This is a genomic window from Serratia sp. EC4 (assembly GCF_059652115.1).
On the sequence record NZ_JBNIDE010000004.1, the window covers coordinates 20748 to 46894 of the forward strand.

General features: G+C 59.6%; 24 protein-coding genes and 5 tRNA genes. 6 read left to right on the plus strand and 23 right to left on the minus strand.

The genetic code is table 11. The features are described from left to right. Window positions 1-31 precede the first annotated feature (31 nt). From ACP39K_RS13600 to alaS, 9 genes are all read right to left on the minus strand, one after another. On the minus strand, window positions 32-460 hold the full coding sequence (locus ACP39K_RS13600; RefSeq protein ID WP_025159656.1) for a YqaA family protein: 429 nt from the start codon (window positions 458-460) through the stop codon (window positions 32-34). Beyond that, a complete protein-coding gene (yqaB, locus tag ACP39K_RS13605; protein WP_497008581.1) occupies window positions 457-1023 on the minus strand; it encodes a fructose-1-phosphate/6-phosphogluconate phosphatase in 567 nt (188 codons plus the stop codon). Before yqaB ends, ACP39K_RS13600 begins: the two co-directional genes overlap by 4 nt. Before the next feature lie 316 nt (window positions 1024-1339). After that, window positions 1340-1416, minus strand: a tRNA-Arg gene (locus tag ACP39K_RS13610). A 73-nt stretch (window positions 1417-1489) separates the two neighbouring features. Continuing rightward, window positions 1490-1566, minus strand: a tRNA-Arg gene (locus tag ACP39K_RS13615). Window positions 1567-1618: 52 nt separating this feature from the next. Further along, window positions 1619-1695 (minus strand) — tRNA-Arg (locus ACP39K_RS13620). A 61-nt stretch (window positions 1696-1756) separates the two neighbouring features. Further along, window positions 1757-1833 (minus strand) — tRNA-Arg (locus tag ACP39K_RS13625). Between the two features lie 3 nt (window positions 1834-1836). Then, window positions 1837-1929: transfer RNA gene (locus ACP39K_RS13630), tRNA-Ser, on the minus strand. Window positions 1930-2239: 310 nt separating this feature from the next. Further along, window positions 2240-2425: a carbon storage regulator CsrA gene (gene csrA, locus ACP39K_RS13635; RefSeq protein WP_004091602.1), complete on the minus strand. Its 186-nt coding sequence runs from the start codon at window positions 2423-2425 to the stop codon at window positions 2240-2242. Window positions 2426-2677: 252 nt separating this feature from the next. Further along, complete coding sequence (alaS, locus tag ACP39K_RS13640; protein WP_033641287.1) at window positions 2678-5305, minus strand: alanine--tRNA ligase; 2628 nt, start codon at window positions 5303-5305, stop codon at window positions 2678-2680. Between alaS and ACP39K_RS13645 the strand changes: the two genes are divergently transcribed. After that, a complete protein-coding gene (locus ACP39K_RS13645; protein ID WP_162180460.1) occupies window positions 5255-5398 on the plus strand; it encodes a hypothetical protein in 144 nt (47 codons plus the stop codon). The genes alaS and ACP39K_RS13645 overlap by 51 nt on opposite strands. A 40-nt stretch (window positions 5399-5438) precedes the next feature. Here the strand turns inward: ACP39K_RS13645 and recX are convergent, their stop codons facing one another. The 3 genes from recX to pncC form a co-directional block, all read right to left on the minus strand. Beyond that, on the minus strand, window positions 5439-5942 hold the full coding sequence (gene recX / locus ACP39K_RS13650) for a recombination regulator RecX (RefSeq protein ID WP_497008582.1): 504 nt from the start codon (window positions 5940-5942) through the stop codon (window positions 5439-5441). A gap of 60 nt (window positions 5943-6002) precedes the next feature. Further along, window positions 6003-7067 carry a recombinase RecA gene (gene recA / locus ACP39K_RS13655; protein WP_004932541.1) on the minus strand — a complete coding sequence of 355 codons (1065 nt, stop codon included), beginning with the start codon at window positions 7065-7067 and terminating at the stop codon, window positions 6003-6005. 111 nt (window positions 7068-7178) lie between these two features. After that, the gene (gene pncC / locus ACP39K_RS13660) at window positions 7179-7667 is read right to left on the minus strand and encodes a nicotinamide-nucleotide amidase (protein ID WP_048794685.1); all 489 of its coding nucleotides are present in this window, start codon (window positions 7665-7667) and stop codon (window positions 7179-7181) included. Between the two features lie 240 nt (window positions 7668-7907). Between pncC and ACP39K_RS13665 the strand changes: the two genes are divergently transcribed. After that, window positions 7908-9287 (plus strand): MFS transporter, encoded by a 1380-nt coding sequence (locus ACP39K_RS13665; protein WP_048794684.1) that lies wholly within the window; start codon window positions 7908-7910, stop codon window positions 9285-9287. 9 nt (window positions 9288-9296) lie between these two features. Here the strand turns inward: ACP39K_RS13665 and chbG are convergent, their stop codons facing one another. From chbG to ACP39K_RS13695, 6 genes are all read right to left on the minus strand, one after another. Beyond that, the gene (gene chbG / locus ACP39K_RS13670; RefSeq protein WP_060444881.1) at window positions 9297-10058 is read right to left on the minus strand and encodes a chitin disaccharide deacetylase; all 762 of its coding nucleotides are present in this window, start codon (window positions 10056-10058) and stop codon (window positions 9297-9299) included. A 148-nt stretch (window positions 10059-10206) separates the two neighbouring features. Next, a complete protein-coding gene (gene chbR / locus ACP39K_RS13675; protein ID WP_048794682.1) occupies window positions 10207-11055 on the minus strand; it encodes a transcriptional regulator ChbR in 849 nt (282 codons plus the stop codon). 15 nt (window positions 11056-11070) lie between these two features. Further along, a complete protein-coding gene (locus tag ACP39K_RS13680) occupies window positions 11071-12456 on the minus strand; it encodes a glycoside hydrolase family 1 protein (RefSeq protein ID WP_497008583.1) in 1386 nt (461 codons plus the stop codon). 43 nt (window positions 12457-12499) lie between these two features. Beyond that, window positions 12500-13861 carry a PTS N,N'-diacetylchitobiose transporter subunit IIC gene (gene chbC / locus ACP39K_RS13685; protein ID WP_016929034.1) on the minus strand — a complete coding sequence of 454 codons (1362 nt, stop codon included), beginning with the start codon at window positions 13859-13861 and terminating at the stop codon, window positions 12500-12502. 12 nt (window positions 13862-13873) lie between these two features. Then, entirely contained in the window at window positions 13874-14191 is a 318-nt protein-coding gene (locus tag ACP39K_RS13690; RefSeq protein WP_004932561.1) for a PTS sugar transporter subunit IIB, read from the minus strand. 417 nt (window positions 14192-14608) lie between these two features. Then, window positions 14609-15502, minus strand: a complete 894-nt coding sequence (locus tag ACP39K_RS13695; protein ID WP_060444880.1) for a LysR family transcriptional regulator — start codon at window positions 15500-15502, stop codon at window positions 14609-14611. 106 nt (window positions 15503-15608) lie between these two features. Here ACP39K_RS13695 and ACP39K_RS13700 point away from each other — a divergent pair, with 106 nt between their 5' ends. From ACP39K_RS13700 to mutS, 4 genes are all read left to right on the plus strand, one after another. Continuing rightward, window positions 15609-16409, plus strand: a complete 801-nt coding sequence (locus tag ACP39K_RS13700; RefSeq protein ID WP_049300195.1) for an SDR family NAD(P)-dependent oxidoreductase — start codon at window positions 15609-15611, stop codon at window positions 16407-16409. A gap of 12 nt (window positions 16410-16421) precedes the next feature. Then, on the plus strand, window positions 16422-17393 hold the full coding sequence (locus ACP39K_RS13705) for an aldo/keto reductase (RefSeq protein ID WP_497008584.1): 972 nt from the start codon (window positions 16422-16424) through the stop codon (window positions 17391-17393). 29 nt (window positions 17394-17422) lie between these two features. Then, window positions 17423-18415, plus strand: a complete 993-nt coding sequence (locus ACP39K_RS13710; RefSeq protein WP_497008585.1) for an NHL repeat-containing protein — start codon at window positions 17423-17425, stop codon at window positions 18413-18415. Between the two features lie 311 nt (window positions 18416-18726). Then, entirely contained in the window at window positions 18727-21282 is a 2556-nt protein-coding gene (gene mutS / locus ACP39K_RS13715; RefSeq protein ID WP_497008586.1) for a DNA mismatch repair protein MutS, read from the plus strand. Between the two features lie 79 nt (window positions 21283-21361). Here mutS and rpoS read toward each other — a convergent pair whose 3' ends face one another. The 5 genes from rpoS to truD form a co-directional block, all read right to left on the minus strand. Continuing rightward, a complete protein-coding gene (gene rpoS / locus ACP39K_RS13720) occupies window positions 21362-22360 on the minus strand; it encodes an RNA polymerase sigma factor RpoS (protein ID WP_497008587.1) in 999 nt (332 codons plus the stop codon). A gap of 54 nt (window positions 22361-22414) precedes the next feature. Next, window positions 22415-23413, minus strand: coding sequence for a murein hydrolase activator NlpD (gene nlpD / locus ACP39K_RS13725; RefSeq protein WP_015376692.1), 999 nt, complete (start codon window positions 23411-23413; stop codon window positions 22415-22417). 325 nt (window positions 23414-23738) lie between these two features. Further along, the gene (locus ACP39K_RS13730) at window positions 23739-24365 is read right to left on the minus strand and encodes a protein-L-isoaspartate(D-aspartate) O-methyltransferase (RefSeq protein WP_033641281.1); all 627 of its coding nucleotides are present in this window, start codon (window positions 24363-24365) and stop codon (window positions 23739-23741) included. Next, window positions 24359-25120 carry a 5'/3'-nucleotidase SurE gene (gene surE / locus ACP39K_RS13735; RefSeq protein WP_161544409.1) on the minus strand — a complete coding sequence of 254 codons (762 nt, stop codon included), beginning with the start codon at window positions 25118-25120 and terminating at the stop codon, window positions 24359-24361. The genes ACP39K_RS13730 and surE overlap by 7 nt, the downstream gene beginning before the upstream one ends. Then, window positions 25101-26147, minus strand: coding sequence for a tRNA pseudouridine(13) synthase TruD (gene truD, locus ACP39K_RS13740; RefSeq protein ID WP_161544408.1), 1047 nt, complete (start codon window positions 26145-26147; stop codon window positions 25101-25103). The genes surE and truD overlap by 20 nt, the downstream gene beginning before the upstream one ends.

Genomic DNA, 26147 nt, shown 5'->3' on the forward strand with positions numbered 1-26147 from the left:
CCCGAGAGAATATTGAGTTATATTCACTTGGTTACTGCCACCAGGCGATGCCCTGTACCGTTATCATAGTCAAAACGATGTAACGCAGCGCCTTTCCGATACACAGAAACAGCGCGACAGAGCCCCAGGGCATGCGCAGCCAACCTGCCAACACGCACAACAAATCGCCCACCACCGGCACCCAACTGAGCAACAGCGCAGCCGGGCCGAAGCGTTGCAGCCACCCGAGCGCCGTTGCCAGCCCCCGCTGTGGTTTCAACGCCGGTAACAGGCGCCCGATAATGACATTGGTCAAGCCGCCCAGCGTGTTGCCCAGGGTCGCGGCCAGCACCAGCAATTCCGGCGAGACGCGACTCTGGGTCAGCAAAGCGACCAGAACGATTTCTGAATTTCCCGGCAGCAGCGTCGCACTGAGGAAGCTGCTGCCAAATAACGATATTACGGCTAGCGTACTACTCACAGCGTGCGAACGTCTACCACGTCCATACCGGCGCTTTTTGCCGCCTGGATGCCGAACTCGGCGTCTTCAAACACCACGCACTTCTCTGGCGGCACGCCGATAAGTTCGGCGCAGCGCAGGAAGGTGTCCGGCTCCGGTTTATGGCGCTGTACGTCGTCCGCACCGACGATCGCGTCGAAGCAGTTGAACAGGCCGAGATGACGCAGCAGCATTTCCGCCATGCGGTGCTCGCTGCCGGTACCGACCGCCATCGGACGGCGACCGTGATAGGATTTTACCACCTCGATCAGCGGCAACGGGCGCACGCTGTCCAACAGCATCGCCTCCACCGCGCGGGTTTTCTCCGCGGCCAGATGATGGGGATCGAGTTCGGCCTGGTGGCTGGCGATAATCGCCTGAGCGATGCGCCAGGTCGGTGAACCGCTCAGCGCCACCATAGCCGCTTCATCAAACGTCATGCCATAACGCGACAGCACTTCACTCCACGCTTTGCGGTGCGTTGGCTCGGTGTCCAGAATCGTGCCGTCCATGTCGAAAATAAGACCCTGATAGCGGTCGTACATCGTTACTCCATGATCGTTGAGGAAAGAAAACTACTTTAGCGTAAAGCCGTTGGGTTGTCGCTGACTGCGTCATAGCGGAATGTGCTGTGATCGATCGGGTGCAAAGAAGGAAAGGGGTGAAGAGAGAATGGCTAAATGCTGAAAAGCGAAAAACCCGCCAAGGCGGGTTTCTCTTAGATGGTGCATCCGGGAGGATGATTCGGGACCAACGCCTCACCCTGCGGGCCGTTGCTAAAGCAACGTTATCCTCCCCAAGGACACTTTCCTTTCTCCCACCCGCTTGAAGATTTCTCTTCGCGATACGGGGAGTTAAACATGGTGCATCCGGGAGGATTCGAACCTCCGACCGCTCGGTTCGTAGCCGAGTACTCTATCCAGCTGAGCTACGGATGCATGACTGTTTGCCGCTTGCCTGTTTCACGAATAACAGAAAAGCAAAAACCCGCTAAGGCGGGCTTCTCTTAGATGGTGCATCCGGGAGGATTCGAACCTCCGACCGCTCGGTTCGTAGCCGAGTACTCTATCCAGCTGAGCTACGGATGCATTACTATTTTTACCGCGTGCCGGCTTTGCTAATAAAGCCAGACTTGAAGAATGGTGCATCCGGGAGGATTCGAACCTCCGACCGCTCGGTTCGTAGCCGAGTACTCTATCCAGCTGAGCTACGGATGCACAGGAATTCTTTTTTGATACCGTATGGTACGTTGTTACTACCCCACCATACTGCAAAATATGGTGCATCCGGGAGGATTCGAACCTCCGACCGCTCGGTTCGTAGCCGAGTACTCTATCCAGCTGAGCTACGGATGCAAATGGCGGTGAGGCGGGGATTCGAACCCCGGATGCAGCTTTTGACCGCATACTCCCTTAGCAGGGGAGCGCCTTCAGCCTCTCGGCCACCTCACCAAACGCTTCTTTCGAATTGTGCCTGACTTGCTTTAGAGAAGCTCATCGGCACTGCGTGGCGCACATATTACTTTCTCCGACTTTTAAGTCAAACAATTTTTCCCAACTCATGCGCGTTTGCACAATTCACACCCAACATGGGCGATTTCACGGCAAAAAGGGCGTTTTATCAACAGGCAACCGCGGCGTCCATAGCAACAAAGCAGGAAACTCACCGGGAAAATAATCACGAAAAAGAAGAGGGAGAGCGAAGGAAGTGGTTAAAACGATGCAGTAGCGTCTCGTCAGGCAACGAGACGCTGCTTCGGAATCAGTAAGTCGTCTGCTGAGACTTCTCTGCCTGAATGCGCTGATAGATTTCTTCACGGTGAACTGAAACCTCTTTGGGGGCGTTCACACCAATACGCACCTGGTTGCCTTTTACCCCTAGCACAGTGACCGTGACCTCATCGCCAATCATGAGGGTTTCACCAACTCGACGAGTCAGAATTAACATTCTTTGCTCCTTGAAAGATTAAAAGAGTCGGGTCTCTCAGTTTCCCCGTCATTATCCATCATATGTGGTGAAAACGTAAGCCGCGCAATCCACAATAAGTGTAAGCAGACTTGGTCCCACCTCAGATAACGGTAAGTTTAGCCGACCTGAAAAACTTTGTTCCCGCAATTGTAACTAAATTGTGTTAGCACAGTATGAAAACGCCATAATCAACAAAGTATTATGGCGTTTGTGCGTGCTATTTATTTATGTTCACAGCTTCGAGGCCACCCAGGCTTCTACACTGTTTAACGCCGCTGGCAGGGCGTTGATATCCGTCCCCCCCGCCATCGCCATATCAGGGCGACCACCGCCCTTGCCGCCGACCTGCTGCGCCACGTTGCCGATCAACTCGCCGGCTTTCACGCGGTCAGTCAGATCCTTGGTCACGCCCGCGACCAGGCTGACTTTGTCATCAGCCGTCGTTGCCAACACGATAATGGCCGAACCCAATTGATTTTTCAGGTCATCCACCATGGTGCGCAGCATTTTAGCTTCGACATTGTCCAACTGGCTGACCAACAGCTTCACGCCGTTAACCACTTTCGCCTGGCTGGACAGCGACGCGCTTTCCTGCGCCGCCTGCTGATCTTTCAGCTGCTGCAGTTCTTTTTCCAGCGCGCGGGTGCGATCGAGCACCGAGCGCACTTTATCGGTCAAGTTGTTGCTGTCGCCCTTCACCAACTGCGCAACGTCTTGCAACAAATCGCTTTGCTGGTGCAGCGTGGCGATAGCGCCAGCGCCGGTTACCGCTTCAATACGGCGGATGCCCGCCGCGGTGCCCGACTCGCTCAGAATGCGGAACAGGCCGATATCGCCGGTGCGGCTGGCGTGGGTGCCGCCGCACAGCTCGGTGGAGAAGTCGCCCATGGTCAGCACGCGCACGTTGTCGTCGTACTTCTCGCCGAACAGCGCCATCGCCCCCTTCTCTTTGGCATCTTCCAACGCCATCAGCTCGGTCTGCACCGGCAGGTTACGACGCACCTGCTGGTTAACCAGATCTTCCACCGCGCGAATTTGTTCCGGCTTCATCGCTTCAAAATGCGAGAAGTCGAAGCGCAGGTATTTGTCGTTAACCAGAGAGCCTTTCTGCGCAACGTGCTCGCCCAACGTTTGGCGCAGCGCGGCGTGCAGCAGGTGGGTCGCGGAGTGATTCAGGCGGATGCTGTTGCGGCGCTCGGCGTCGATCTGCGCATCCACGCGATCGTTCAGCTTCAGCGAACCTTGCGCCAGCTTGCCTTGATGGCCGATAGCCTGACCGTATTTCTGGGTGTCGTTGACCACAAACTCGGCGCCGGCGGCTTTCAGCACGCCTTTATCGCCGACCTGGCCGCCGGATTCACCGTAGAACGGCGTCTCGTCCAGCACCACCACCGCCTCTTCGCCGGCGTTGATCTGATCGACAGGCTGGCCGTCGCGGAACAGTGCGATGACCGTCGCCTGCTGCTCGTCGTGATCGTAGCCGCTGAACTGGCTGCTGCCGTCCACGCGGATCAGGCTGTTGTAGTCGGCGCCGAAGCCGCTGGATTCGCGCGCGCGGCGACGCTGCGCTTCCATCGCTTCTTCAAAGCCCGCTTCGTCGACTTTCAGACCGCGTTCGCGGCAGACGTCAGCGGTCAGATCGACCGGGAAACCGTAGGTATCGTACAGACGGAAAGCGGTTTCGCCGTCCAGAGTATCGCCCTGCAACTTGGCCAGCTCTTCGTCCAGCAGCGCCAGACCACGCTCCAGCGTGCGGGCAAACTGCTCCTCTTCGGTTTTCAGCACCTGTTCCACCAGCGATTGCTGGCGTTTCAGCTCGTCGGCCGCCGGGCCCATCACTTCGATCAGCGGCGCTACCAGCTTGTAGAAGAAGGTATCTTTCGCGCCCAGCATGTTGCCATGGCGGATCGCGCGGCGAATGATGCGACGCAGCACGTAGCCGCGGTTTTCGTTAGAGGGGATCACGCCGTCAGACACCAGGAAAGCGCAGGAACGGATGTGGTCGGCAATAACGCGCAGAGATTTGTTGTCCAGATCGGTCGCGCCGGTCACTTTCGCCACGGCGGCGATCAGGGTGCGGAACAGGTCGATCTCATAGTTGGAGTTCACATGCTGCAACACCGCCGCGATGCGTTCCAGACCCATGCCGGTATCCACCGAAGGTTTCGGCAGCGGCAGCATGGTGCCGTCGGACTGACGGTTGAACTGCATGAAAACGATGTTCCAGATCTCGATGTAACGGTCGCCGTCTTCTTCCGGGCTGCCTGGAGGGCCGCCCCAGATGTGATCGCCGTGATCGTAGAAAATCTCGGTGCACGGGCCGCATGGGCCGGTGTCGCCCATCTGCCAGAAGTTATCGGAAGCGAAAGGCGCGCCCTTGTTGTCGCCGATGCGGATAATGCGCTCCGCCGGTACGCCGATTTGCTTCTGCCAGATGTCGAACGCTTCGTCATCGGTTTCATACACGGTGACCCACAGTCTCTCTTTCGGCAGGTTGAACCAGTTTTCACCGGTCAGCAGTTCCCACGCGTAGCTGATCGCGTCGTGCTTGAAGTAATCGCCGAAGCTGAAGTTGCCCAGCATTTCAAAGAAGGTGTGGTGACGAGCGGTATAACCGACGTTTTCCAGGTCATTATGCTTGCCGCCTGCGCGCACGCAGCGCTGCGAGGTGGTGGCGCGGGAATAGGCGCGTTTGTCGAGCCCCAGGAAAACATCCTTAAATTGGTTCATGCCGGCATTGGTAAACAGCAATGTCGGATCATTGTTAGGCACCAGGGAGCTGCTTGCTACAACCTGATGACCCTTACTATGAAAGAAATCGAGAAACGCTTGACGGATCTCAGCGGTGCTCTTGCTCATAATTTTCCTGGAAAGGCTAGAATAACGACACGTGAGCCGGTGGCGCGTCATCCCGACGATGACAACCAGCTCACGAACAAAAAGTGGGGATAAGATAAATTTTCTTCAGAGGGAAGTAAAACCCCGTGTGCGCTCATTGCGCAAAATCACGGTAAATTGACTGAATTTCTTCCTGGAAGAAGCCGCGATAGAGCAGATAACGCTGCACTTTGGCTTTCTCTTTCCAGTCGGTTGGCAACGCATCGCCAAATTTTCGCTGCGCCACCTGTTTCGCCTGTTCGCACCAGTCGATATCGCATTCCGCCAGCGCGTCCTGCACCAGCGCTTTATCCACGCCCTTTTGCATCAGTTCGCTGCGGATGCGCTGCGCGCCATAACCTTTGCGGCTGCGGCTGCCGATGTAGCTGTGGGCGAAACGCTTATCGTCCAGCCAGTTGTGCTGGTAACAGTAGACGACAACCTGATCGATCAGCGCAGGATCCACCGGCTCTTCGGCCACCGTCGGCGCATGCGGCCCCTTGCCGCCAAACTGGGCTTTCGCCACAAACGGCTGCGCCGCAAGTTTGCGGCGCAGTTCAGCTTCACTATGATCGCGTTGCGACAGCAGGCGCATGGCGCGGCTTAGCAAGTCATTCATCATTCAAGCCTGAATTCAGAGGATATGCGCCACATAAACGGCGGCGCACATCTTCAGCGATTAGAACTGCTCGCTGGTTTCCGCTTCGTCATCTTCGAAGTCGTCACCGGAGGCAGCCACCAGCTCACCGCCGCTGTGCAGCAGCAGGTCGCGCAGCTTCTTATCCAGCTCGGCGGCGATAGCCGGGTTTTCTTTCAGGAAGTTACAGGCATTCGCCTTGCCCTGACCGATCTTCTCGCCGTTATAACTGTACCAGGCGCCGGCTTTTTCGATCATCTTGTGCTTCACGCCCAGATCGACCAGTTCGCCACGGCTGTTGATGCCTTCGCCGTACATGATTTGGAACTCAGCCTGTTTGAACGGCGCAGCGATTTTGTTCTTCACCACTTTCACGCGGGTTTCGCTGCCCACCACTTCGTCGCCTTCTTTGATGGCGCCGATACGACGGATATCCAGACGCACCGAAGCGTAGAACTTCAGGGCGTTACCGCCGGTCGTGGTTTCCGGGTTGCCGAACATCACACCAATTTTCATACGGATCTGGTTGATGAAGATCAGCAGGGTATTGGCATTTTTCAGGTTGCCGGCCAGCTTACGCATCGCCTGGCTCATCATGCGCGCCGCCAACCCCATGTGCGAATCGCCGATTTCACCTTCGATTTCCGCCTTCGGCGTCAGAGCTGCCACGGAGTCGACGATGATGACGTCAACCGCGCCGGAGCGGGTCAGCGCATCACAGATTTCCAGCGCCTGCTCGCCGGTGTCCGGCTGGGAGCACAGCAGGTTGTCGATATCGACGCCCAGCTTTTTCGCATAGATAGGATCCAGCGCGTGCTCGGCATCGATGAACGCACAGGTTTTGCCTTCGCGCTGCGCGGCGGCGATCACCTGCAGCGTCAGAGTGGTTTTACCGGAGGATTCCGGGCCGTAAATTTCGACGATGCGGCCCATTGGCAGGCCGCCGGCGCCCAGAGCGATATCGAGTGACAGTGAGCCGGTGGAGATCGTTTCCACGTCCATGGAGCGGTCTTCACCCAGGCGCATGATGGAGCCTTTGCCGAACTGTTTCTCAATCTGGCCCAGTGCCGCAGCTAACGCCTTTTGCTTGTTCTCATCAATAGCCATTTTTGCTCCTTCGTTTCGCAATGCCGGTGTTACCCCACACTGCCACTGAATGTATGTTGTGCAGGAAATGTCACTAATTATACTGTATGGTCATACAGTATCAAGCCTAATTTACAAAAATTCGTCGATGGCGGTTTGCAGCGCGAAAATCGTCGCCTGCAGCCGCACCGCGTCGCGGTCGCCCTCGAATTGCATCTTGCGCGACAGCCCCCGGCCATCGCTGCCGGCGAAGCCGAACCACACGGTGCCGACCGGCTTTTCCGCGCTGCCGCCGTCCGGGCCGGCGATGCCGCTCACCGACAGCGCCAGATCGGCCTGCGCCGCCCGCAGCGCCCCAATTGCCATCTCGCGCACCACCTCTTCGCTGACCGCGCCGTGCGCCGCCAACGTCGCTTCGCTCACCCCCAGCAGATCATGTTTCGCCGCATTGCTGTAGGTGACGAAACCGCGATCGAAATAGGCGGAGCTGCCGGCGATATCGGTAATGGCCTTGGCGATGCCGCCGCCGGTGCAGGATTCCGCGCAGGTGATCCAGCGGCCCTGAGCCTTCAGTTTCTCCCCTGCCAGCACGCTGAGCCGGCGCAGTTGGTTTTCACTCATAACCCCTCCCTTGCGAATTCAGATATATGCGCCCGATAGTAGCATTTATCAAGGCGCTGCAGCGGCTGGCGCGTGGAAATGCGCAGCGTCTCGCAAGAGGTGCGGTTTTAAGCGCCCGGCCAAGCTGCTAGTATCAAAAGAAGCGCCCCATCGAGCGGCGGCGCACCAGCACAAGGAACATCACGGAGGCGGCACGCTGCGGCGGCCTCAGGGCGCACCAGAAGAGATTAGGATGATAGTGTGAAAAAAACGTTGGGCGTATTCTTGCCGTTGTACACCACCACCCTGCTGCTGCTGTTGGGCTCGGGCCTGCTCACCACCTACGTCTCGCTGCGGCTGACCTCCATCCACGTCAGCAGCGCGCTGATCGGCGCCATCATCGCCGCCAACTACATCGGGTTGGTGATCGGCGGCAAGGTCGGCCACTTTCTCATCGCCCGCGTCGGGCATATCCGCGCCTACGTGGCCTGCGCCGGCATCATCACCGCCGCGGTGCTGGGGCACGGCCTGACGGCGTTCATTCCCGCCTGGGTTGCGCTGCGTCTGGTGATCGGGTTGTGCATGATGTGCCAGTATATGGTGCTGGAAAGCTGGCTGAATGACCAGGCGGAATCCAACCAGCGCGGCATGGTGTTCGGCTTCTATATGGCGGCGACCTATCTCGGCATGTCGCTGGGTCAGATCGTGCTGATGCTGCAAAGCAACCTGGGCATCACCACGCTGCTGGTGATCGCGCTGTGCTTCGCGCTTTGTCTGGTGCCGATCGCGCTTACCACCCGCACCAATGCGCGCCACATGTCGCCGGCCCCGATGGAGCTGCGTTACTTTGTCGGCGCCATTCCCAAGGTGCTGGCCACCACGCTGGTGATCGGCATGGTGGTAGGCTCGTTTTACGGCCTAGCGCCGGTCTACGCCAGCCTGCAATCCTTAACCACTCAGCAAACCGGCCTGTTCATGGCGCTGGCCATCTTCGCCGGGTTGGTGGCGCAGTTCCCGCTCAGTTGGCTGTCGGATCGCTATAATCGCCCGTTGCTGATGCGCCTCAACGCCATTTTGCTGATCGTGGCTGCACTGCCGCTGGCGCTGCTGCCGCACATCGATTTCCCGCTGCTGCTGGCGGTCGGGTTCATCGTCAGCATGTTGCAATTTACGCTCTACCCGCTGGCGGTGGCGCTGGCCAACGATCTGATCGAGCCGGAACGCCGCGTCTCGCTGGCCGCCTGTCTGCTGATGGCGTTCGGCGTCGGCGCCAGCATCGGGCCATTGGCGGTCGGCGCGCTGATCGAACCACTGGGCGGCAATATCCTGTACGCCTTTTTCGCCCTGTGCGGCGTGCTGCTGGCGGCCCTCAGCCGCACGGCGAAAGCGGAAGAACCGCAGCTGGCGCAGGACGCGCCGGTGCCCCACATCCCGCTGCCAGACAGCCTCGCCAGCTCGCCGCTGTCGCCGGCGCTCAATCCGACCTTCGATGAGCAGATCATTCACGACACCATGCCGCCGCCGGAAGCGGCCCCCGAGGTCGACGAGCCACAGCCTGAAGCACAAGAGGCGGAGCCCTTGCCTCAGGGCGCCGATCCTGAAGAAGACACCGGCCTGAAAAAGGCGCACGCCATGCTGTAAACGGCGGTGTTACAGATCCTGGAAGGAGCCCAACAGAAAACCGCGTTCGGCGATCGCCGCTTTCAGCGTCGGCGCGGTCAACACATCCAGCTCGACGAGGCGCGGGTGGCAGTATTTGCTCTGCAGGATCGTCGCGTCGAGGAACGCAGGGTGGCACATCATTTCCAATGACTCTGCGCCCTGCTCGTCGGCGCGCGCCAACCGCTGCAAGAACAAGGCTTCGGAAATCATTTCACCGTAGAATCCCGCGTCAAACGCGTCGGTACTGCAGGGAGTCTGCAACGCCAGTTCGCGCCGTTTCGCCTCTTCGCGATCGAGACGCAGCGGCAGACCCTGCGCTTGCGCGAACGCCTCCACCAGCGGATAAATTTGCGGCTGCATATGCACATGGTGATGGCTGTCGATATGCGTCGGCGGGCGGCCGAACAGCGTCACAAACCGCGCGAACTGGCGCTGCAGCTCCTCGTGAATTTCGTCCAGCGGCAGCTCGCCGGCCTCGGCGCGGCGCCACAGCCATTTGCCCAGTTCGCCATGTTCGTTGACCAACGAAGGCATGGCGCCCAGCGGCTTGCCATGGGTCAAAACGAAATGCAGCCCGATCGGCAACCCCGGATATTGCCGGCTGAGCGCCGCCGCGTGCTGCGCGCCGCCGCCGTTCACCATCGCCGTGGTGGAGGAAACGACGCCATGCTGATACGCCTCGATGACGCCATAGTTCTGCCCTTTGCTCAGGCCGAAATCGTCGGCATTCACGATCAGTAGTTTTTCCATAGAGGCTCCCGCGGGATAGATTTTTGGCAAGAGAAGGCCGACCGCTCAGCGCGGCATTCCCCCTCGTTAAGGTAAAAATCAAATGATTAACCGACCGGCGCCCTGAAGCTCATTGGCATATCGGCGTTGATACTGATCGGGAGCGGCCCTAAAGAGGGCCGTAACACTTTTTTCGGTAATTGCCCGGGGTCACGTCGGTGAGCCGCTTGAAGTTTTTAATGAACAGGCTGACGTCGCCATAGCCGGAATCGAAGGCGATATCGGAAACCGAATAGTTGGTGACCTCCAGCTGCGTCTTGGCGAAGTTGATGCGGATCTCATTGATCACCTGCATCGGCGTTTTATGGTAGTAACGCCGCATCGCCCGGGTCAGGTACTCCTGGGTTTTCCCCGACAGCGCCACCATGTTCGCCAACGCCTTTTCGCCGAACATCGCCTTGTCATGCATGCCGGCCAGGGTGTTCTTCAGCCACTGCGGGATATCATCGCCGCCGTCGTTTTCTTCTTTATGGTGACGAATGCGGCTGATCACGTAGAAGGTCAATGTTTCGAGGAATTCGGCGAAGTCGTCCTCACGAAACTGCGGGGAACTCACCACCGATTCGATATAGGCCAAAAACTCGCTTCTCAGGCTGTAGGCCTGCGAGGCGACAAAGCAGCGCGGCAGCTGTTGCAAGTAATGCTCTTCAAAGAACGCTTTGCTGACCGCCACGTTGAAAATTTTCGTCGCGCCGAACTCGTAAAAGCTCTGGTGGTAGGAACCGATAGGGATAAAGACGAAATCCCCGCGTTCCAGCAGCACCCGCTTGCCGTTGATCTCCTGATAGCATTTTCCGCTCAGCACGATGGTGAACTCGTAATAGTCGTGCTGATGCAGCCCGGTGGCGCTTTCCACCTTGTTGTAGATGAACAGGTGAAAGTCTTTGCAGTTAAAGAAATCCTGCTCGCGAATCAGCTTCACGTCGTTGGCACTCAGCGAAATTCGGTTATCGGACACGGCGCCGGCCTCCCGTTAGTCAAATCCGTTGCGTCTGGCCGCCTCGGCAAACCAGTAACCGCTTTTTTTGATGGTGCGCTGCTGATCCGCCCGATCCAGCCGCACCAGCCCATAACGATTCTTGTAGGCGTTCAGCCAGGACCAGCAGTCGATAAAGGTCCACAGATGATAGCCTTTGCACTGCGAGCCTTCCGCCAGCGCGCGGTGCAGCCACTTCAGGTGCTCGCGAATAAAGTCGATGCGGTAATCGTCCTCCACCCGCCCATCGGCGCCGATAAACGCCTCTTCGCCCTCGACGCCCATGCCATTTTCCGAAATATAACAGGGCAGATTGCCGTAGTTCTCTTTCAGATCCATCAGGATGTCGTACAGCCCCTTCTCGTAGATCTCCCAGCCGCGGTGCGGATTGATTTTGCGGCCCGGCATTGCATAGTAACTGAACAAATCCTCCGGCGATGCGATCGGCCCCTCGGCGCGCCGTCCCGCTTTCGCCTGCACCCTGCGCGGCTGGTAATAGTTGACGCCAAGGATATCCACCACGCCGCCTTCGATCAGCTGCGCGTCCTGCGGTTCGCAATAGGGCATCAGCCCATGCCGCTCCAACAGGTGCAGCAATGCGGCCGGGTAACGCCCTTTGGCGACCGGATCGAGGAAACTGCGGTTGAGCAGCAGATCGGCGTCGTGTGCGGCCAGCCGATCCTCCGGCGCGTCGGATCGCGGATAGGTTGGGCTTAGGTTCAAAATGATGCCGATGCTCCCCGGCAGCCCCCGCGCTCTGAAACGCCGCACCGCCATGGCATGCGCCAGCACGCTGTGATACGCCACGGTGACCGCCCGTTTGAAGTCCACCACGCAAGGGTAGTGCAGGTCATTCAGGTAACCGGCTTCCACCGGCACGATCGGCTCGTTGAAGGTGAACCAGTGGGTGACCCGATCGCCAAACAGGCCGAAACAGGTATCGGCGTAACGCGCATAGGCTTCGACCACCGCCCGGCTTTCCCAGCCGCCGCGCTGTTGCATGCACAGCGGCATATCGAAGTGATAGAGATTGATAAACGGGGTGATGCCCTGCGCCAGCAGCTCGTCGATCATCGCGTTATAGAACGCCACCGCCTGCGGGTTCACCTCACCGTCGCCGTCCGGGATCAACCGCGACCACGAGATCGAGGTTCTGAAAGTATTATGGCCCAGCGTTTTGAGCAGCCCGATATCGGTGCGGAAATGGTCATAAAAGGTCGAGGCCTCGGTCGGCCCCACCCGTCCGTGAAAGCGCTCGGGCGCGATCTCGTACCAATAGTCGAAGATGTTGCGACTCTTGCCGTCCCGCGCGGCCGCCCCTTCAGACTGCGGCGCGGAGGTGGCGCTGCCCCACCAGAACCCGTCGGCAAATTGATATTCCATACTCGCGTCCCTCGCGGGGCGGCCGCGCCGCCCCGTTCCACAGTTAGAATTTCAGCGCCTTGGCGATGTCTTCTTCGCTTTCCGTCGCCGCGTCGATCTGGCTCTGCGCCTTGTTGGAGATCGCCACGAACGGCAGATAGATCACGGTGGCGACCGCCAGGTTGAACAGGCTCAGCAACATGGCCATGATGCTGCCGTTGGTGTTGAAGAACGCCCCCAGGCCGACCGGCATGGTCCAGGGCGCGATGTTGGTGATCGGCGGGATCAGCCCGGAGTAGTAGGCCAGGGAGGTGATAATAGTCAGCACCGGCTGCACCAGGATGAACGGAATGAACATCACCGGGTTCATGATCACCGGCAGGCCGAACAGTATCGGTTCGTTAATCTGGAAGATGCCGGATGGCGTCGCCAGTTTGGCGACCTGGCGGTAATCTTCGCGGCGCGAGGCGATGAAGATGGCGATGATCAAGCCCAGCGTCGAGCCGGTGCCGCCGAGGTAGATGTAGGAATCGACGAACGGTTTCGCCCACATGTGGAACTCTTTTCCGGCGGCTACCGCCGCTTCGACCGAACCGTATTTGTTGTACAGCTCCACGTTTTCCAGCGCGAACGGCGTCATGATGCCGCTGTCCAGCGCCGCCAGCGCCATGGAGCCGTGCACCCCAAAGAACCACAGCAGCGAGGAGAACAGCACGTACACCCAGCCCACCACGCTGCCCATCTTGGCCAGCGGCGCCGAAATGCCGTCCATGATGATCTGGTGAAAGTTGGTGCCCCAGTGCGCCAGCGCGAACGCCACCAGCCCCATGATGGAGAGGATGATGAAACCGGGGATCAGCGCCGAGAAGGAACGCGACACCGAGGCCGGCACGCTGTCCGGCAGGCTAATCACCCAGTTGCGCCGCACGATGAAGGCAAACATCTCGGCCACCGCCAGCCCGATCACCATACCGGAAATGATGTTGGCGCCGCCCAACCAGTTGGCCCCCACCGCATAGGCCTCGCCGACATTGAACGGCGTGACGGTCATAAAGGCCGCCACCGCCAGCAGCGCCGAAGCGAGCGGATCGACCTTGCGCTCTTCCGCCAACGCCATGCTGATAAAGAACGGCGTCATCAGGGACATGATCCCCAGCGTGCCGTTATAAACGCTGCCGCCGATGCTCTTCAGACTATTCAGCGTCTCTATGGTAGAGGCATCTAACCTTACGCCCAGAGAATAGAAGAACGATCCTTCGCCGAAGCTCAGAAACACGTTGTTGATCAACACGAACATCGCCCCGGTCAAGGTCAGCGGCATCAGGCGGATAAAGCCATTCTTGATGGCGTTGACGTGGGGCTGCTTACCGATTTTTACGGCGAAAGGCAGGATAACCTTCTCGAGCGAGGCAATGAGGGTATTCACGGCGGCCTCCTGTTATTGATTGGCTTTCTTGATGGCGGCCACCGCGGCCTTCAGCACGCCCAGCCCATCGACCTTGCCGTACAGCAGCGGATCGATGACCTCAACGGGTTTATTGGGCAGCTGTTTTTGCACTTCCGGCAAGGTGTAGGCGATCTGCGGCCCCAGCAGGATCAGATCCGCTTCAACGCCCTTCTCTGCGGCCAACGCTTCCGGATAGGCGGCGATGATCACCGGCACTTCATATTTTTCGGCCTGCGCCTTCATTTTTGATACCAACAGGGAAGTGGACATACCGGCAGAACAAAACAGATAGATTTTTTTCTTTTCCATACCAAGCACCTCAGATAATCAAAAAAACCCCGTGTTATTTGTATGCCAGATGCAATCACGATTGCTTCACGCACATTCCTTATGAAAATTTCCGTCACGTTGCCCTGGTTACGGACAGTATACGGAGCATGAAAAACGGATCGGTAAGCCAGGAGGAGACATAACCGTCTCTCATTGACCTGATGGATTGACCCCCTTCACATTTCGCACAAAAAAATAGTGTGACCAGGCTCTCAAATAACCGATAAAAACTCGGAATATTCGCAATGGATATTCAAATAACAATTATAAACAGTAAGTTACAAACTCACCGAGAATTTAAGGGTTTATTTGCGCCTGAACAAACGAAAAGGGAATAAAAATAGTTCAAGCTTGATTCGGCTGCTGCCATCCGAACGCGAGAGCCGGTGAAGAGGATTAGGTGGGCAGACGCAGCAACTCGATCACCGTGCTCAGCGCCACGGAATGATTCCTGCGGTTGGGGTAATAGAGATAAAAACCGGTAAACGGCGCGCACCAGTCGGTCAACACCCGCCGCAGCCGCCCACTCGCCAGGTGTTCTTCTACTTCTTGTTCGATGGCGAAAGCGATGCCGACGTGCGCCAGCGCCGCCTGCACCATCATCCTGCCGTCATCGAGTATCAACGGGCTGTTAACCGCCACGGAAAACCGCTGCTCGCCCTGCTGAAATACCCATTTGTAGCGCTCGCCCGATGAGGCCTTACGCCAACCGATGCAGCGGTGCTGCAGCAAATCCTGCGGATGCGTCGGTTCGCCGTGCCGTTGAAAATAATCCGGCGTGGCGACGATGGCGAAACGCAGATCCGGCGTCAGACGCACCGCGCGCATATCGTTGTGCAGATCCTCGCCGAGCCTAATGCCGGCGTCAAAGCCCTGCTCGACAATGTTGGCGAACCCCTCGTCCGCCACCACTTCCAGCGTAATGCCGGGGTACTCGCAGGCCAACCGCCCCAGATGCGGCACGATGGCGAGCTCGATGGCCGAACGCGGCGCGTTGATGCGCACCAGGCCTCGCGGCCCTGCGCGAAACGCATTCAGGCTCTCCAGCGCGGCGTCGATGTCGGTAAAAGCCGGCACCAACTGCGCCAGCAGATGCTCTCCGGCCTCCGTCGGCGAGACGTTGCGGGTGGTGCGATTCAGCAGGCGAATGCCCACCTGCGCTTCCAATTCGCGCAGGGTGTGGGTGAGCGTCGGCGGCGTCACGCCCAATCGGGCGGCGGCGCGGCGGAAGCTGCGTTCACTGGCGATAGCCACAAAGGCCGCCAGGCCGGACAGTTCAGGTTTTTTCATGCTATTGATATAAATTATCTAATAGTGAGATGAATTTTTAGCGGATAGTTATCCGTCATCTAACAACATAGCATTGCGATCGACCCCATTACCAGGTATCGATACGATGATTAATGCTACAGCTCCAACTCATGAAACGCCGCGCCGTCTGGCGGGCAAAGTCGTACTGGTGAGCGGCGGCGGCACCGGCATCGGCCGCGCCGCCGCGCTGGCCTATGCCCGCGAAGGCGCCAAAGTCGCGCTGGCCGGCCGACGCGCGGCGGAAATCGAAGCCACGGCGCGCGACATCGCGCTGGCCGGCGGCGACGCCCTGCCCATCGTGGCCGACGTCTCCCAGGAAGACGATATCCGCCAACTGATCGCCACGGTGACCGCCCATTACGGCCGGCTCGACGTCGCCTTCAACAACGCCGGCATCATCGGCAACTTCGCCCCCATCACCGAACAGAGCAGCGAGGATTTTGACCGGGTAATCGCCATTAACCTCAGAGGCGTCTGGCTGGCGATGAAATACGAGATTGAAACCTTTCTGGCTCAGCGCTCGGGCGGCGTGATCATCAACACCTCCTCCTGGCTGACCCACGGCGCGCTGGCCGGCTCATCCAGCTACTCCGCCAGCAAGGGCGCGCTCGATGCGATGATCCGCGCGGTGGCGCTCGAATACAGCGGCCAGGGCATCCGCGTCAACAACATCAACCCCGGCATCATCGACACGCCGATGGCGCGCGGCAGCGTGGCTGACAGCGCGGCCTTCGCGCCCTTTATCGCCCACACGCCCGCCGGCCGCCTGGGCGAATCGGAAGACATCGGCGATGTGGCGCTGTGGCTGGCGACGGACGAAGCCCGCTTCATCACCGGCCAAAGCCTGCTGGTGGACGGCGGTTACACCATCGCCGGCATGCGTTGAGGAGACGAGGCCATGAACTACGTTCGGCTTGGCGACAGTGGCCTGAAAGTGTCTCGCCTCTGCCTGGGTTGCATGACCTACGGCGATCCGGCCTGGCGGCCCTGGGTGCTGAAGGAAGACGAAGCGCGCCCCTTTATCCGCGAGGCGCTGGAAGCGGGCATCAATTTTTTCGATACCGCCAACATTTACTCCGGCGGAGAAAGCGAGCGCATTCTCGGCCGCGCGCTGAAGGCGTTTGCCCGCCGTGAAGACGTGGTGATCGCCACCAAGGCCTATTTTCCAATCGACGCGCAGCCGAACAGCCGGGGGCTCTCGCGCAAGCACCTGCTGCACAGCGTCGACGCCTCCTTGCAGCGGCTGGGAACGGATTACCTCGATCTGTTCGTGCTGCACCGCTTCGACACCGAAACGCCGCTCGAAGAAACCGCCGACACCCTCGACGGCCTGGTGCGGGCGGGCAAGATCCGCTATCTCGGCGCCTCCTCGCTGCACGCCTGGCGCCTGATGAAAATGCTGGCCTTTCAACGTCAGCACCGCCTGGCGCCGTTTATTTCGCTGCAAAGCCAATACAACCTGGTGACGCGTGAAGATGAAGAGGAACTGATCCCGCTGTGCCTGGAGGAGGGGCTTGGTCTGACGCCCTGGTCGCCGCTGGCCCGCGGCGTGCTGGCCGGCTCCGGCAGCGGCGGCACGCTGCGCGCCGCCACCGACGAGCAGGCGCCCCGTTGGTACGGCGGCAGAAACGAGGTAGAACGCACCGTCGCGGCGGTCACGGAGGTGGCGGCCGCGCGCGGCGTTCCACCGGCGCAAATCGCGCTGGCCTGGCTGTTGGCCAAACCCGGCGTGGCGTCGCCGCTGGTGGGCATGTCCAAGCCGCACCATCTGCAAGATGCGCTGGCGGCGCTCGAGCTCAGGCTATCACCGGAAGACGTGGCCGCGCTGGAGGCGCCAATGGCGCACGCTGCCCGCCCTGAGCGCTGGTAGCCCCCTTTCCCCCATTCCCGGAGATAAACATGTCATACGCTGTTACCGCGCGAGCGGCGTTGCTCGCCCTCGCTGCCGCATTCACCCTTAGCGCTCCGGTGCAGGCCGCCGCCAGCGCAGACTGCACAGAAAGCAGCATGACGCTGCCGCCTGGCGCGCTTTACCCCAACGGCATCGCCCGCGCGACGGACGGTACGCTGTATGTCGGCCTGATCACCAGCGGCAACGTGCTGCGCAAGCGGCCGGGTCAAGCGTGGGAAACCTTTTTCCCCGGCGCCGACACGGTGTTCGCCTCAAACGCGCTACGGCTGGACGAACGGCGCGGGCTGCTGTGGGGCAATTCGCCGGACTTTCTCTCCGGCGGCAAAACGCGCGCCAACCGCATCTATGCGCTGAACGTCGCGGATGGCACGCTCAACCGCAGCCTGGCGCTGCCGGCGGGAGAAATGGGCAACGATATCGTGCTCGGCGCAGACGGTACGGTGTATGTGACGGAAACCCGCGGCGGCGGCATCCTGCGCCTGCGGCCAGGCGAAGCGGCATTCCGTACGCTATATCAGGATCCGCAACTAGCGGCCCCCAGCGGGCTGGGGGCCGCCGGGATCGTGCTGCTCGACGACCGGCTGATGGCAGTCGCCAATTTCGGCACCGGTAAGCTCTACACCCTCAGTTATAACGCTCCAAAGCCGCAGCTGACGGAAATGCGGCTGCCGCGCCTGATTGAAAACCCGGACGGGATGGGATTGGCGCCGGACGGCGCGCTGATTGTGCTGGAGAACGGGATCCAAAGCGGGCAGGGGCGGATCCTGCGGATCCCGTCTCCCAAGGCGGCAGGCACGCACCGGATTGAGGTCTTGCGCGAAGGCATGGAATCGCCGGTCAACCTCACTATCACTCCGCAAGGCTGCGCCTTCGTCAGCGAGTCGCGCATCCGCCACCGCCTGCTGCCCGGCCATGAAACCGAAGTGCCCGACAGTTTCCGCCTCTATCAACTGCCCTTGCCTCTCACCGCCGCAAAATAAACTCTACGCCGCCTCAACGGGCGGCGACACTTGCGTTGTTGCCCGCAGGCGAACGACAATCTCGCTTCGTTGCAAACCGGCCTTGCGCAGCACTTCCCATTTTTACCTGTGACAGCCGATTGCCCGCTGGGCTAGTATAAGCGTCTGTGCAAACCTCGGGTTTGAGCGCGCCGTTTGGCGTTTTGATGATTTGATTTGCGCCGCCCGCCAAGCGCTGAATGGGGCGACGCCTGCTGAAACAATGTGATAGCGAATGACGACAATGAAAATCACAGTTCCCTTTACATTCAATGGATTGGAAAAATAATCGCATGAATAGCACCGATAAACTCGATTCGCACACGCCGATGATGCAGCAGTACCTGCGCCTCAAGGCCCAGCATCCTGAAATCCTGCTGTTCTACCGCATGGGCGACTTCTACGAGCTATTTTACGACGACGCCAAGCGCGCTTCTCAACTGCTGGATATCTCGCTGACCAAACGCGGCGCCTCGGCGGGCGAGCCGATCCCGATGGCCGGCGTGCCGCACCACGCGGTGGAGAACTACCTGGCCAAGCTGGTGCAGCTCGGCGAATCCGTCGCCATCTGCGAGCAGATCGGCGATCCGGCCACCAGTAAAGGGCCGGTCGAGCGCAAAGTGGTGCGCATCGTCACCCCCGGCACCATCACCGACGAAGCGCTGCTGCAAGAGCGCCAGGACAACCTGCTGGCGGCGATCTGGCAGGACGCGCGCGGCTTCGGCTACGCTACGCTGGACGTTAGCTCCGGCCGCTTCCGCGTCGCCGAGCCGCAGGATCTGGAAACCATGGCCGCCGAGCTGCAGCGCACCAATCCGGCCGAGCTGCTCTATCCGGAAACCTTTGAACACATGGCGCTGATCGAACAGCGCCACGGCCTGCGCCGCCGCCCGCTGTGGGAATTCGAGCTGGAGACAGCGCGTCAGCAGCTCAACCTGCAGTTCGGCACCCGCGACTTGACCGGCTTCGGCGTCGAACAGGCGCACCAGGCGCTGCGCGCCGCCGGCTGCCTGCTGCAGTACGTCAAAGATACCCAACGCACTTCGCTGCCGCACATTCGCGGCATCACCATGGAACGCCAGCAGGACGGCATCATCATGGATGCCGCCACCCGCCGCAACCTGGAGCTGACGCAGAGCCTGTCCGGCGGCAGCGACAACACGCTGGCGGCGATCCTCGATCGTACGGTCACGCCGATGGGCAGCCGCATGCTGAAACGCTGGCTGCACATGCCAACCCGCGACATCAAGGTCCTGACTGCCCGCCAGCAGGCGATCGGCGCATTGCAGGAGCTGTTCGCGGATCTGCAGCCTTCGCTGCGTCAGGTAGGCGATCAGGAACGTATTTTGGCGCGTCTGGCGCTGCGCACCGCCCGGCCGCGAGATCTGGCGCGCATGCGCCATGCTTTCCAGCAACTGCCGGGCATCCGCGCGCTGCTGCAGGATGTGAAAACGCCGCACGTGCAGCAGCTGCTGTCGCAGGTAGGCCAGTTCGACGAACTGCGCGAGCTGCTGGAACGCGCGGTCATTGAATCACCGCCGGTGCTGGTGCGCGATGGCGGCGTGATCGCCCCCGGTTACAACAGCGAACTGGACGAGTGGCGGGCACTGGCCGACGGCGCCAGCGACTATCTCGATCGGCTGGAAATCCGCGAGCGTGAAAAGTTGGGGCTGGATACGCTCAAGGTCGGCTTCAACGGCGTACACGGCTATTATATTCAGGTCAGCCGCGGTCAGAGCCACCTGGTGCCGATCCACTATGTACGCCGTCAGACGCTGAAAAACGCCGAGCGCTACATCATCCCGGAACTGAAAGAGTACGAAGACAAAGTGCTCACCTCCAAGGGTAAGGCGCTGGCGATCGAGAAAAGCCTGTACGACGAGCTATTCGATCTGCTGCTGCCGCACTTGGCGGAACTGCAACAAAGCGCCGCCGCGCTGGCCGAGCTGGACGTGCTGGCCAACCTGGCCGAGCGCGCCGATACCCTGAACTACGCTTGCCCGACCATGAGCGAGCAGCCGGGGATCCGCATTACCGAAGGCCGCCATCCGGTAGTGGAGCAGGTGCTGAGCGAGCCGTTTATCTCCAACCCGCTCACCCTGTCGCCGCAGCGCCGCATGCTGATCATAACCGGTCCGAACATGGGCGGTAAAAGCACCTATATGCGGCAAACGGCGCTGATTGTGCTGATGGCGCACATCGGCAGCTACGTGCCGGCCACCAAGGCCACCATCGGCCCGGTGGATCGCATCTTCACCCGCGTCGGCGCGGCGGACGATCTGGCTTCCGGCCGCTCCACCTTCATGGTGGAGATGACCGAAACCGCCAACATTCTGCACAACGCCACCGAGCACAGCCTGGTGTTGATGGATGAAATCGGCCGCGGCACCTCCACCTACGACGGCCTGTCGCTGGCCTGGGCCTGCGCCGAGAACCTGGCCAACCGCATCAAGGCGATGACGCTGTTCGCCACCCACTACTTCGAGCTGACGACCCTGCCGGAGAAAATGGAAGGCGTGGTCAACGTGCATCTGGATGCGCTTGAACACGGCGACACCATCGCCTTCATGCACAGCGTGCAAGACGGTGCCGCCAGCAAAAGCTATGGCCTGGCGGTCGCCGCGCTGGCCGGCGTGCCGCGCGACGTCATCAAACGCGCCCGTCAGAAACTGCGCGAGCTGGAGTCTATTTCCAGCCACACCGCATCGGGCAGCGTCGACGCCACCCAGATGACGCTGCTGCAGGAAGAGACCTCGCCGGCGGTAGAAGCCCTGGAGGCGCTGGATCCGGATTCCCTGTCGCCGCGACAGGCGCTGGAATGGATCTACCGGCTGAAAAATATGGTGTAGTCAGGCGCCAAACGCGGGCATAAAAAAACGGTGAGCATCATGCTCACCGTTTTTATTTGATGCGGTTCAACAACCGGCGTTATTCGCGGAACAGCGCCTCAATGCTCAGGCCCTGCATCTGCAAAATCTCACGCAGACGGCGCAGACCTTCTACCTGAATCTGACGGACGCGCTCGCGCGTCAGGCCAATCTCCCGGCCTACGTCTTCCAGCGTCGCCGCTTCATAGCCCAACAGGCCGAAACGACGCGCCAACACTTCACGCTGTTTGGCGTTCAATTCGAACAGCCATTTGACGATGCTTTGCTTCATATCGTCATCTTGCGTGGTGTCTTCAGGCCCGTTGTCCTTCTCGTCGGCCAGAATGTCCAGCAGCGCTTTCTCCGAATCCCCGCCCAGCGGCGTATCCACCGAGGTGATGCGCTCATTCAGGCGCAGCATGCGGCTGACGTCATCCACCGGCTTGTCGAGTTGCTCGGCAATTTCTTCAGCGCTCGGTTCATGATCCAGCTTGTGAGAAAGCTCGCGCGCGGTGCGCAGATAGACATTCAGTTCTTTGACGATATGGATAGGCAAACGAATGGTACGGGTTTGGTTCATGATCGCCCGTTCAATCGTCTGACGGATCCACCAGGTTGCATAAGTGGAGAAGCGGAAACCGCGTTCCGGGTCGAATTTTTCCACTGCGCGAATCAGACCGAGGTTACCCTCTTCGATCAGATTCAGCAGCGCCAGACCGCGGTTGCTGTAGCGGCGAGCGATTTTCACCACCAGCCGCAGGTTGCTTTCAATCATGCGGCGGCGGGACGGCACGTCACCGCGCAGAGCACGCCGCGCAAAATAGACTTCTTCCTCTGCGGTCAGCAGAGGTGAATAACCGATCTCACCCAGATAGAGCTGCGTCGCATCCAATACGCGTTGCGTAACGCCTTGAGACAACAGCTCTTCTTCCGCTAAATCGTTCTCGCTGGTCTCTTCTTCTACCAGCGCTTTTTCATCAAACGACTCGGCCTCAGCTCCATTCTCGTCGAAATCCGCATCATCATGTAACTCGTTAACTTTCAGCGTATTTTGGCTCATATGCTGCTCCTACCCGTGATACCGCGAGCAGAATCTCAGCGTATTCTGCCCAATCTATCGCTGCGGAAGATAACGCAGCGGGTTTACGGATTTCCCCTTGTAACGAATTTCAAAATGCAAACGTACTGAACTGGTACCGGTGCTACCCATGGTGGCTATTTTTTGACCCGCCTTCACTTCTTGTTGTTCCCGGACCAGCATTGTGTCGTTATGAGCGTAGGCGCTCAGGTAATCATCATTATGTTTGATGATGATTAGATTACCGTAACCCCGTAAAGCGTTGCCTGCATACACTACGCGGCCATCGGCGGTAGCGAAGATAGGCTGCCCACGGGAACCGGCGATATCGACACCCTTATTCCCACCTTCTGATGAGGAAAAGTTATCAATAACCTTACCGTCAGTCGGCCATCTCCAGGTACTGACCGGAGCGCTGTTGCTGACGGTGCTGCTCACAGGTGGAGCGGCTTCCGGCGCGGTAACAGGCGCAGTCGCGGTCCCAACCGCTGCGGCACCTGCTGCAGGTAACATCTTACCTACATTCTGTTTACCCGAGTTTTCAGAATACGCGTTAGTTGATTGAGAATCAACCGTTGCCGTCTGGATCTGGGAGCTGGAAGGTGGCTTCGGAACGCCGCCTTTGGTCGCGTCTGTCGTCGCCAACATGCCGCCGCCGCCATTGGCAGAACCATTACCAAGCTGAATGGTTTGGCCAACATTCAGGCTGTATGGCTCGGGAATATTGTTGCGCTGCGCCAGGTCGCGGAAATCATTGCCGGTGATCCAGGCAATATAAAACAGCGTGTCGCCGCGCTTGACCGTATAAGTTTCGCCGCCGCTGTAGCTCCCTTTGGGGATGGCGTTATAACTGCGGTTATAGACAATGCGGCCCTCTGGGCTGGCCTGCTGCACTCCGCCATTATTATTGCCGGATGGAGCGGCACCGCCGCCCCCCACGCTGCTGATAGGAGCCGACGTCGAGGCCGTATTCGTACAACCCGCCAACCACAAACTTACCATCGTACACACCGCTACCCGGCGTAACGTAATCATTGGGCTTCCCGTGCTCATGCTTCCCCCATGACAGCAATATCAGTGATATATCCAAAATACCCTTTACATCGTAGCCGAGCTTTTGCCACTTCCCAGTTTCTGCGATGTAAAGGCGCCGCCGGCCGATCCCTGAACGCCAGGTCATCTCGCGCCGGAGCATCAAAACGCGCGCCAATGCTAACCACATTGGCGTTGCCGCACCATAAGACAACTACGTAGAAAGGCCAATTCTAGTGAAAATTAGCCTGATTGGAACGAGAAAACCTTATCCGGCCATGATGAAAGTGCAACAGATTTTGCAGACGGTCGAAAATTCAGACAATCGCTAGGCCAATTCGCCTTTCACCAACGGCACAAAGCGCACTGCCTCTACCGCATCGATAACGAAATCGTTGCCATGACGCTGAATGCGTTTGAGGGTTTGAGCCTGCTCACCCACCGGCAACACCAAAATGCCGCCATCGTCCAGCTGCTCCACCAGCGCCTGCGGGATCTCCGGCGGCGCGGCAGTGACGATGATCGCATCGAACGGGCCGCGCGAGGCCCAACCCTGCCAGCCGTCGCCGTGGCGGGTGGAAACATTGTGAAGATCGAGCTGTTTCAGGCGGCGCTTGGCCTGCCACTGCAGCCCCTTGATGCGTTCGACGGAACAAACGTGTTGCACCAGATGTGCCAGGATAGCGGTTTGATAACCGGAACCGGTGCCGATCTCCAACACCCTTGAGGTGGGCTTCAGATTCAGCAGCTCGGTCATCCGCGCCACCATATAAGGCTGGGAAATGGTCTGACCGGAACCGATCGGCAATGCGGTGTTTTCGTAGGCTTTGTGATCCAGCGCTTCATCGACAAAACGCTCGCGCGGCACCGCTTCGATCGCCCGCAGCAGCTTTTCGTCCCGGATCCCCTGCTGCCGCAGCTGCGTCAGCAATGTTTGCATGCGCTTATTCACCATTCCCCGCTAACCTCTGCCTTGGTTAACCATGTTTTCACGACTTCTTGCGCCGCGTAGGCGGTTAAATCCACCTGTAGCGGCGTTATCGCCACATAGCCTTGTTCCACCGCCGCAAAGTCGGTATCCGGCCCGGCATCAAATTTATCACCAGGCGGCCCGATCCAGTAGATATTTTGTCCGCGCGGATCCTGCTGGCAGAAGACCTTGTCGGCAGGATGGCGGCTGCCGCAGCGAGTAACGCGCAGGCCTTTGATCTCAGCCAGCGGCAGATCCGGTACGTTAATATTCAGGATTTTTCCGGTACGTAACGGTTCACGCTGCAGCGCGCGCAGGATGCGGCAGGTAATGGCCGCTGCGGTCGCGTAGTGTTGGTGACCGTTCAGAGACACCGCCAGCGCTGGCAGCCCCAGGTGCCGGCCCTCCATCGCCGCCGCGACAGTGCCGGAATAGATAACGTCGTCACCCAAATTCGGCCCGGCGTTAATGCCGGAGACCACGATATCGGGCGCCGGGCGCATCAATGCGTTGACGCCAAGGTAAACGCAGTCGGTCGGCGTCCCTTGCAACACCGCAATATCCCCGTTGGCCAGCGTCTGCGTGCGCAACGGCGACTCCAGCGTTAAGGCGTTGGAAGAGCCGCTGCGGTTACGATCCGGCGCCACGACCTGCACTTCGGCGAATTCCCGCAGCGCCGCCGCCAGCGCCTGAATGCCTGGGGCGCTGACGCCGTCATCGTTACTCAGCAATATCCGCATCACTGTCATCCTGCTGCATAATTTCACGCACCACGCTGGTCGCGAAGCTGCCTGCCGGCAGCCAGAAGCGCAATTCTACGGTAACGTCATCCCACCAGTTCCACTGCAAATTTTGCGGCTGCAACAGCAGGGCCCGGCGAGCGGGGTCGACACGCTCGCGCTTTAAAAGCGTAAGCAATTCCGGCTGTTCCGCCAAGCATTGTTGTTCAAAAGCCAAGGCTTTGCCGGCGGTTCCTGGCTCACCGTCGCCCGGTAAGGGAGCCGTAACCACCAGCTCACCGGCATCCAGCCGCTGCTGCAATGTCTCCAGCTCATCGGCTTTGGCGACGAACCAGCTGCCGCGGCCGCTCAGCTGCAGGGCGTCCCCCTCCAGCGCGGTGCGCTGCAGGCCGTCGGCCAGGCGTTGGCTCGCGATCAGATTGAACAGCGCGCTGCGGCTGGCGGACAGATAGAAACTGCGCTTGCTGCGCTCTTTGACACGAATTTCATCATTCGCCCAGCGGCGCGCCATCGCCAGATTGTTGCCGCCGCGGCCGAAACGCTGGCTGCCGAAGTAGTTCGGTACGCCCTGCGCAGCGATGGCCTGCAGGCGACGTTCCACGTCCTGCCGATCGGAAATCTGGCGCAGCACCAACGTAAAGTGGTTGCCCTTCAGGTTGCCGATGCGCATTTTACGCAGGTGGCGGGCAGACGAGAGCACCTCGCAGCCTTCCAGCGTAAACCGGGAGAAATCCGGCGTGTCCTTACCCGGCATATGCAGGCAGAACCACTGCTCGGTCACCGCGTGGCGATCCTTCAAACCGGCATAGCTGACAGAACGGGCGTGAATGCCGGCGAAGCGCGCCAGGTAATCGGCCACAAACTGGGTATTGCAGCCGTTTTTACGGATATTCACCAGCACGTGCTCGCCTTCGCCGTCCGGCGCAAAGCCCAGATCTTCGACCACCACGAAATCTTCCGGATTGGCTTTCAACACCCCGGTGCTCTGCGGCCGGCCATGCAGCCACGTCAGATTCGCCATATCCAT